7 protein-coding genes are annotated in these 7,907 nt (G+C 65.9%); all 7 read right to left on the bottom strand.

Going from position 1 to position 7,907, the window contains the following annotated elements; all coding sequences use genetic code 11:
* Window positions 1–112: 112 nt before the first annotated feature.
* Window positions 113–739 (bottom strand): DUF4340 domain-containing protein, encoded by a 627-nt coding sequence (locus ACFMO5_RS03490; RefSeq protein ID WP_376791373.1) that lies wholly within the window; start codon window positions 737–739, stop codon window positions 113–115.
* A 52-nt stretch (window positions 740–791) separates the two neighbouring features.
* Complete coding sequence (locus ACFMO5_RS03485; RefSeq protein ID WP_376791372.1) at window positions 792–2,366, bottom strand: GldG family protein; 1,575 nt, start codon at window positions 2,364–2,366, stop codon at window positions 792–794.
* Complete coding sequence (locus ACFMO5_RS03480) at window positions 2,363–3,091, bottom strand: ABC transporter permease subunit (RefSeq protein ID WP_376791371.1); 729 nt, start codon at window positions 3,089–3,091, stop codon at window positions 2,363–2,365. Before ACFMO5_RS03480 ends, ACFMO5_RS03485 begins: the two co-directional genes overlap by 4 nt.
* An 11-nt stretch (window positions 3,092–3,102) precedes the next feature.
* A complete protein-coding gene (locus tag ACFMO5_RS03475; protein WP_376791374.1) occupies window positions 3,103–4,023 on the bottom strand; it encodes an ABC transporter ATP-binding protein in 921 nt (306 codons plus the stop codon).
* 256 nt (window positions 4,024–4,279) lie between these two features.
* Complete coding sequence (locus ACFMO5_RS03470) at window positions 4,280–4,876, bottom strand: HD domain-containing protein (RefSeq protein ID WP_376791370.1); 597 nt, start codon at window positions 4,874–4,876, stop codon at window positions 4,280–4,282.
* A 128-nt stretch (window positions 4,877–5,004) separates the two neighbouring features.
* Window positions 5,005–5,745, bottom strand: coding sequence for an MBL fold metallo-hydrolase (locus ACFMO5_RS03465; protein WP_376791369.1), 741 nt, complete (start codon window positions 5,743–5,745; stop codon window positions 5,005–5,007).
* Between the two features lie 128 nt (window positions 5,746–5,873).
* Window positions 5,874–7,907 (bottom strand): DNA topoisomerase (ATP-hydrolyzing) subunit A (locus tag ACFMO5_RS03460; RefSeq protein ID WP_376791368.1); only part of this gene is annotated, 2,034 nt, incomplete at its 5' end.

The following is a 7,907-nucleotide window of genomic DNA, read 5'->3' as shown; positions in this document are numbered from 1 at the left end:
GCTGCCTTCGGCGGCCCCCAGCCCCCGAAGACCCCTAAATGGGGAAGAAGCCTCAGCAGCGAACTCCCAAACGCGACCGCAACGTCTCCAGAAACCCAGTTGCCAACAAGGTCTATGGGGTGGGCGTTGTGCCCGGCGTCGGTGATGGCCCCGGTGTGGGGGTGGGCGTCATGGTTGGCGTCGGCGTGACGGTCGGCGTGGGTGTAGGGGTCGCCAGCGGCGGCTGGGTGATCAGTTTCTTCGCCTCATCGATTGCAAAGGTCCCCACCACGTAAACCGCCGGATCCCCCTCCCGACGCACGTAATAGCCACCTCCGATCGGCGTGGGGCTGCCCACTGTCAGCGTGAAGACCCGGTCCGTGGCGCTGATCACAATCGTATAAGTGGGCGTCACCAGCCCATACGCTGAAAGATCCGTGACGTCGGAGATCACCTGCTGCACCCAGAGGGTCGCCAGCCCACCCGCCAAGGTATCGAGGGCGTCCTGACGGACCAGGTGACGGGTGGGCACCGTCAGGAACCATTGCCCGTTCGCATCCCGCTCCGCCTCCGCTTCGAGACGGTTCGAATGATCGATCACCCGGATTCTCTGGATGGAGGCGCTGCTGATCTCCAAGAGGTTACGGGACGTCCCCTCCGGTGTGGGGGTCGGGCGGGCCGTGATCTTCGGCTCCAAGTATACAAAGAGCGCCAGGATTAGGAAAGCGACCACCAGGCCCAGCGTGCCCCATCGCTTCATGAATCACACCTCCACGGGGATGGCTTGGGATGGGAACACGATCCCCGACCCCCTAGCGGCGCTGCCACCACACCATCGCGCCGATCGCCAGAACAGCCAGCGGCATCACGACCACCGCCAGCATGAAGACCGTTCGGGTTTGCGCCGGCGTGGCGCTCAGCGCGCGCACGGTGGAGGTCGGGGATTGGCGCAACCCGATGAGCGCCTCGGACTCCGACAGCCAGTTGATCGAGTTGACGAAAAGATCCAAGTTGGCGAAGGGGAGATTGGCCCCCACGTTTTGGTTCGCCGCGAAATCGGCATCCCCGAAGAGCACCACCCGCCCCTTCCCGTTCACCTGCTCCACTGTGAGCGCCAGGGCCAATGGGCCCAGCTTCTTCCCCTCCGGCGTGGGCAAGCGCCCCTGATTGAGAGCCTGCCGCAAGCCGGTAAGATCCGTCTCGCTCCAGCTCTGGCCGCTGGTCTCCACCAGGCGGACCACCCGGAAGCGCTCCGGCTGGCTGCGGACCTCGTCGATGGATCGGGCAACGGGGAACGCCGTGGCGATGCCGCGCAGCTTCTCGGTGATCGAGCTGAACCCGTATCGGCTGGAGAGAGGGGTCAAGGGATCCGTGAACATCGAGCTCACCGGATCGATGATCACATCGTTCCGGAAGGCAACCCCCCAGTCCTCCAGAACGCGGTTGACGGATTCCGTCACCCCCTCCCCGCTGATCTGCAAGGGGGAATCGAGGGCGACCAGCATCCGCCCCCCAGCGTTGAGATAGCCCTTCAGGGCTTCGACTTCCCGGTCCAGCAACGGCCGGCTGGGCCCGGGCAGGACGATCACCGCCGCATCCGCGGGGACTGTGGAGGTCACCGCCAGATTCAGGGCCTCCACCTGATATCCCTCCCGCTCCAGCGCCCGCCGGACCTGAGCGTAGCCGTTATCCCCTTCCTCGTTGATGTCCCGCTCCCCGTGGCCGGTGAGGAAGTAGATCTTGGGCTGGGTGGCGCGGATCAGTTTCACCAGCGCCGAGGTGAACTCCTGCTCGTTATAGAGCGTGACCTCCTGGCGCCGATCCCCCATCACGAAGAGGATCGTTCCATCCCGGGTGACGCCCCACTGCCGGGCCAGGGAGGCCTGGGCCACCGGGTCGATGAACCGATAGGAGAACTTCCCGTTGCTGTAATGTCGATACTGATCCAGCAGGTCCTCCGCATCCTGACGGGCGAACTGGAAATTCTGAGAGAAGAACGCCAGCGCTTCGACAGGCTCCGGGAGGCTCTGCAGAATCTGCAGCGTCTGGGGGGCGAGGGAGAACCGCTTCTCCGCCGTCAGGTCCCACCGCTGGGCATGGCGGGTCGCCAGGATGTTGAGCAAGACCATGATGCCGAGGAAGGCGGCGCTGGCCAGGGCGGCGTTCGTCCCGAACGCGAAGGGACGCCCACTGATCCAGGCGCGGACCTGCTCGGGGGAGAGATAGATCGCGACCCCGCCCAAGAGGATCGCCAGGATCAGGGCGATCACGCCGGGCGCACCGAACCGCCCCTCAACGACCCAGGCGACCCCCGCGGCCACGAGGGCCAACACGGCGAGCCCCCACAGCGCCCGGATGATCGACTCGGAGGGCCGGGCCAGGTTCATCGCCACCTCCGGGAGTTCAGGATCTGAACGGTGAGGAAGAGGAACGCGGCACTGACGCTCAAGTAATACACCACATCCGCGGTGTCGATCAGGCCGCGACGGAAGTTCATCAGATGGTTCCGTAGATCAATGTGATTGAGGATCTGCTGCAACGTGGGGTTCGTGATCCCATCGGCGGGGAGGCTGGCCACCGCCAACAGGATCACCAGCCCGATCCCCACCACCGCCGCCACCACCTGGTTCTGGGAGAGGGAAGAGGAGAACAGGCCGATGGAGAGGAGCGCGGCCCCAAACAAGAACATCCCTAGATATCCGGAGAGGATGGGCCCGACGTCCGGGTTGCCCCCCATCCAGAAGAGGAGCAACGGGTAGACGCCGGTGGCGGCCAGGAGCCCCAGGTAAAGCGTCAGCGCCGCCAGGTACTTGCCCAGCACTACCTCCCAATCCTGAACCGGCGCCGTCAGCAGCAGCTCCAGCGTCCCCAGCCGCTGCTCCTCCGCCAGAAGGCGCATGGTCAGCACCGGGGCCACAAAGAGGAGGATGGTGGTCATCACCCCGAAGATGTAACGCATGGTCGGCTCGGAGCGGCTGAGGACGGTGAAGATCACATCGGTGTAGAAGAAGAACCCCATCATGGCCAGGAACGCCGCCCCGACCAGATAAGCGATCGGCGAGACGAAATAAGCGCTCAACTCACGGCGGGCGATGGCCCAGAGGTTTCGCATCGCGTCCCCCCTCAATCCTGAGCAGTCACTTGCAGGAAGAGGTCCTCAAGGGTGAGGCCGACGGGGCGCAGCTCCATCAGGCGCCAGCCCTGCCGCAGCGCCGCTTCCGCGATGGCCGGGCTGGGGTCTTCCTCCGTATCATCGGCCACATGGATCTCGTAGACGCCGGATTCCAGCCGCTCCACGCGTCGCACCCCGCGCAGGGCGCCCAGGGCGTCCGGGATGCGTCCGTCATCCCTTTCCACCCGCAGGAAGACGCGATCCGGGCGACGGCTGCGCAGCGCCTCCCCCAGGGTCATGTCCGCCCGGATCCGGCCCCGATGGATGATCAGGACACGGTGGCAAACCTGCTGCACCTCCGCCAGGATATGAGTGGAAAGGAGGATGGTGTGGGTCTTCCCCAGCTCCCGGATCAGATCGCGAACCTCTCTGACTTGGCGGGGATCCAAGCCGATCGTGGGCTCATCGAGGATCAAGACGTCCGGGCTGTGCAGGATGGCCTGGGCCAATCCCACCCGTTGACGGTACCCCTTGGAGAGTTTTCCGATCAGTGTATCGGCCTGATCCTCCAGGCCTGTGAGGGCCATGGCGCGCTCGACGGCCGCCTTTCGGTTCGGGACGCCCCGGATCTCGGCCATGAAATTCAGATAGGCGCGCACGCTCATTTCCGGATACAGCGGCACCGTCTCCGGAAGGTAACCGATGTGACGGCGGGCCTCCAGGGACTGGAGGACTGTATCGTAGCCCGCGATACGGGCGCGGCCCCGGGTGGGCGGCATGTAGCCAGTGAGGATGCGCATGGTGGTCGTCTTCCCCGCGCCGTTCGGGCCCAGGAAGCCCACGATCTGCCCGCGCTCCACCCGGAACGTCACATCCTCAATGGCCACGACGTGGTTGCCGTAGATCTTCGTCAATCCCTCGGCCTCGATCATGGGCATCACCCCGCTCCAGAATCATGGGGAAACCGAACGCCGGCAGCAGGATGCCCTCTCGATATGATAGCGGCGAGAGATGCCGGCGGCGGGCGGAACCGGAGGAACCATCACACGGCACGGCGCAGCCCGCTGGCCCGCTCGCGAGGCGCCATGCATACAGAACCCCGCCGGTCAGGCCAGCGGGGCTCTGTATTCCAATATAGGCAACTCGGACGGAATTTGTCAAATCAAGCACAAAGAGAAGCGTAGAGGCTCAGCGATCGACGTCCTCCCCACGGATCTCCTTCTCCAGCCACTCGATCGCCTGCTGCATGCGGGCCAGACGGGCATCCGCCCACCGCCGTCCGGTTTCCGTTTGCATCCGCGCGGGCAGAAGGCGGATCTTCCGAAAGAATTCACGGGCGGCGGAATCCTCCTCCCACTCGCCTTCCTCCGCCCACAACGGCCGCTGATGAACGCCGCTGTAGGCAAACAGACGGGCCAGGCCGATGATCCCCAGGGCGTCCAGCTTGTCGGCATCGAACAGGACGCGGGCCTCAAGGGTTCGGGCCGCCCGGGGCTCCCGGAACCGATGGGCCTCAATGGCATGGGCTACCGCCTCGATGAACTCCGGGGACGCCCCGCGTTCCGCCAGCCAACGACGGGCGAAGGCCGCGGAGGCGGCTGCGTGTTCCTCCTCTTCCCTTCGCACATCGTGGAGCAACGCCGCCGCCCGCACCACCGCGAGATCCGCCCCTTCACGCCGCGCAATGCGCTCGGCCAGCCGCATGACCCGAACGACATGGGCGAAATCGTGGACCGGATCGCGATCGGCATACAAAGGGCGGACCTCCTGGGGATCGATCTCCATCGCCCGCACCTCCGTTCGAAATTTTGCAGAGGCAAGCTTTATGGAAACCTCCTAACTATTCCGCATTGGCATGGCGTGAGAAGGGCTGCATTGTTCCGGAACCTCTAAGAAGCGCCGGAAAGGCGCCCTCACCAGATTCGCATGCCATCCCGCCCGACCTCCACCGGGCCGTCAAACAATCGCCGGGCGTGGGCTTCCCATTGCTCGGTATCCACATCCGGCGGCACGTGAACCAAGATCAGCCGACCCGCTCCCGCCTCCCGGGCGATCCGCCCGGCGCCCTCCGGCGGCGTATGCCCCGGGTAATCCCCCGTCGCCTCATGGATCAGAACATCGGCATGGGAAGCCAGACGGATCATCGTTGGGCATGGCTCCGTGTCCGCGGAATACACCACCGCCCCCTCAGGGAACTCGATCCGCAAGGCCAATGTGGGCACGCTGTGAGAAACCGGGGCGGCGATCAGGCGGATTGGCCCCTCCGCTTCAACAGAGGCGCCATACTCCAACGGGACCGGTCGCCACTCAATCGGGAACATGCCGTTCCACGATCGCCACTCGAACAGCTCCAGCAGCGCGCGGGCCCGCTCGAGCGCATCCGCCGGGCCGGCGATCCAGAGCGGACGGGTCCGGCGCTGCAGCCACAAGCCCATCAGGAGCAACGGGAGCCCGTTCAGATGGTCCGGATGCCGGTGGGATACGAAGACCCCCTCCAAGCTCAGCGGATCCCAACCCGCCCGGCGCAGAAGGTGGAAGGGGGATCCGCCCGCCTCGATCAGGATCAGGCGGCCCGCGTCCTCCACCACCAGACTGACATAATCCCGCTGAGAATCCGGGACAGCGCCCGAGGTTCCCAAAAGCCAGAGGCCCATCGGATGCAACTCCGAAAGAGGGAATTCAAGTAGGAGCTACGCAGTTCGGTGGTCGCTCCGTTCGGTGTGGGGTGGGGGCCGCCGAAGGCGACCCGCACCCCACAAAACTACCGAAAATGGGCGAAGCACTACGGGCCTTTCCGGGCCCCACCTGCCTTCCGTCCATTCCGGCCGCCGGGCTTTTCGTAAACCGCAGGGGCGATGAGGCGGATCAAGGTTTCATTGCTTTTGAGGCTGACCACCACCGCCCCGGGCCGTGCCCGCCCGGCTTTGGGAATATCCTTGACCTTCACCGCCCTCACCGTCCCCCGGCTGCCTACCACCCATAGGGTCTCCTCCTCCTCCACCGCCGCCACCCCGACGACCGGTCCCGTTTTCGCCGAAACCGCCGCCGTTTGCACCCCCACGCCATACCGGCCCTGACGCGGATACTCCCGCGCCGCCGTCCGTTTCATGAAGCCCTGAGCCGTCCCGATCACAATCCCTCCCTGCGGTTTCACCCGGACGGCCCCTACCACGTAATCGTTCTCCCCCAGTTTGATGCCCAGCACCCCAGCGGCGCTCAGGCCCATCACGCGGACCTCCTCCTCCGCAAACCGGATGGCCTGACCCTCCGCCGTCGCCAGGAGGATCTCCCCATCCCCATAGGTGGTGAAGGCGGCCGCCAGCGCATCCGCCTCCCCGATCCCCATCGCGGAGAAGGCGCCGGGACGGTTCAGGTCCGCCCATGCGACGCGCTTGCACATCGCGTTCCGGGTCACCAGGAACACATAAGGGCCGGCCCCGTTCGCATCGACCCGCCCCGGCATGGGCAAGGCTGCCACCACGGTTTCATCTTCCGGAATAGAGACCAAATCCGAAATCGGGGTCCCCTCCTCACCCTCGGGGATCCGGTGCGCCGCCACCATCGCCGCCGTGCCCCGATCGGTAAATAAAACGACCGCGCCGCGGGTGTTTCCACGCACCAACGCCACCGGCCGATCCCCATGAGGCCACGCCGGGCCACCCCGAAGCGGCGTTCGGACCATCCGGCCACCCGCCGTCACAACCACCCAGACCGGCTGGTCGGGCATCAGGTCCTCCGCCGTCAGCGCCCCCCGAGGCCGGTCCGCAATCAGCGTCCGTCGGGCGTCCCCATACTTCGCCCTCAGCTCCTGAAGCTCCTCCCGGATCGCGGCCAGGATTTTCTTCGGATGGGCCAACAGGTCCTCCAGCTCCCGGATCCGCCGCTGCTTCTCTTTGTATTCGGCCTCGATCTTCTCCCGCTCCAGGCGGGCCAGCCGCCGCAGCGGCATCTCCAGGATCGCCAGGGCCTGGACCTCCGTCAGCCGATAGCGCCGCATCAGGCCGGCCTTCGCTTCCTCCGCGTCCTTCGAGCGACGGATCAGGGCGATCACTTCATCGAGATGGGCCAGCGCCGTCAGCAGCCCCTCCAGGATGTGGGCCCGCTCCCGGGCCCGGGCCAGCTCGTATTCGCTGCGGCGTCGAACCACCTGCTGGCGATGTTCCAGGAACAGCTGAAGCACTTTCTTTAGGGGAAGCAACCGCGGCTCCCCATCCACCAGGGCCAGCATCTGGACGCCGAAGGTGGTCTGGAGGGGCGTGTGCTTATAGAGGGCCGCCAAGACCTCCCGCGGGTCGGCCGTGCGGGCGACCTCAATGACCAGCCGCATCCCCCGCCGGTCCGATTCGTCCCGCAGATCTGTGATCCCCTCGATCCGCCCCTCGCGCGCCAGCTCGGCGATCCGCTCGATGAGGGCCGCCTTGTTCACCTGATAGGGCAGCTCCGTCACCACAATGCGAACCTTCCCCCGCTCGGCCTCCTCGATGTGAGCGCGGGCCTGCACCACGAACTGCCCCTTCCCCACGGCGTAAGCGGTCCGCACCGCGTCGGTCTCGCCGTCATCGGCGTAGCGGAAAACCACCCCGCCCGTCGGGAAGTCCGGGCCCTTGATGAAGGCCATCAGATCATCCACCGTGATGCGATCCAGGCGTCCCCAGTTGTCGATCATATAGCAGAGGGCGTCGCAGACCTCGGCGAGGTTATGAGGGGGGATGTTGGTGGCCATCCCCACGGCGATCCCCGAGGCCCCGTTGATCAGCAGCTGCGGCGCCCTCGCCGGCAGCACCACCGGCTCCCGCAGCGAACCGTCGAAATTGTC

The sequence above is a fragment of the Thermoflexus sp. genome, from assembly GCF_042408365.1.
Lineage (GTDB): Bacteria > Chloroflexota > Anaerolineae > Thermoflexales > Thermoflexaceae > Thermoflexus.
Note: the sequence above shows the minus strand (reverse complement) of the source record. Positions and strands in the feature narration are given on the sequence as shown.

Coding starts and splice junctions, on each gene's coding strand:
- ACFMO5_RS03475 (WP_376791374.1), bottom strand. CDS start 4,023: ATGATCGAGGCCGAGGGATTGACGAAGATCTACGGCAACCACGTCGTG.
- ACFMO5_RS03485 (WP_376791372.1), bottom strand. CDS start 2,366: ATGAACCTGGCCCGGCCCTCCGAGTCGATCATCCGGGCGCTGTGGGGG.
- ACFMO5_RS03480 (WP_376791371.1), bottom strand. CDS start 3,091: ATGCGAAACCTCTGGGCCATCGCCCGCCGTGAGTTGAGCGCTTATTTC.
- ACFMO5_RS03465 (WP_376791369.1), bottom strand. CDS start 5,745: ATGGGCCTCTGGCTTTTGGGAACCTCGGGCGCTGTCCCGGATTCTCAG.
- ACFMO5_RS03470 (WP_376791370.1), bottom strand. CDS start 4,876: ATGGAGATCGATCCCCAGGAGGTCCGCCCTTTGTATGCCGATCGCGAT.
- ACFMO5_RS03490 (WP_376791373.1), bottom strand. CDS start 739: ATGAAGCGATGGGGCACGCTGGGCCTGGTGGTCGCTTTCCTAATCCTG.